General features: G+C 52.2%; 1 protein-coding gene. It reads right to left on the reverse strand.

Annotated elements, in window-relative coordinates; genetic code table 11:
- The coding region (locus BFP75_RS09865) for an IS982 family transposase (protein WP_123803381.1) at nucleotides 1–550 on the reverse strand (550 nt) is incomplete at both ends.

Raw genomic sequence — 550 nt, forward strand, 5'->3', positions numbered from 1 at the left:
GGGTGTCCTTGCGTTTGGAATTCGATTTCCTGCTGATCGCCAGATCTACCTGTTCGACCTCCCTGAACGAATCCTCGATCTCATAGTTGGTGTACCCGCTATCCCCGTACAGCGAACTTTCGGGCGGCAGGTCGTGGTACATCCTTTTGAGTATCTGCGAATCGTGCTCGGCACCTTGCGCAAGGTACATCTCCACCGGGATGCCGTCGGAGGTGGTCACCAACTGTATCTTCACCCCATAGAAATGCTCGCGCTTGGATGCGTTGTAGCCCCTGTATTTCTCGTCCCTGAAGAGTTTGCAACGACTTATGCGTATATTGTGGCAGGCCTTCACGGGAAAGGAGTCGATGATGTATTCCATCTCGCAGCACATGTACTTGAATATCCTGCCGATGCGCAACAGGATGAACATCAGGGTCTCCTTCAGTTTATGCAGGCGTTTGGTGAAACCGCTCTTTTTAAGCACACGGCCGAAAATATGGCTCTCCATATAACCCAACGACATCGTCTGGTTGCCACGGAAGTAGAGTGCCGACACCACTGCCGTAGT

It is taken from the genome of Maribacter sp. 4G9 (assembly GCF_002742265.1).
Taxonomy (GTDB): Bacteria; Bacteroidota; Bacteroidia; order Flavobacteriales; family Flavobacteriaceae; genus Maribacter.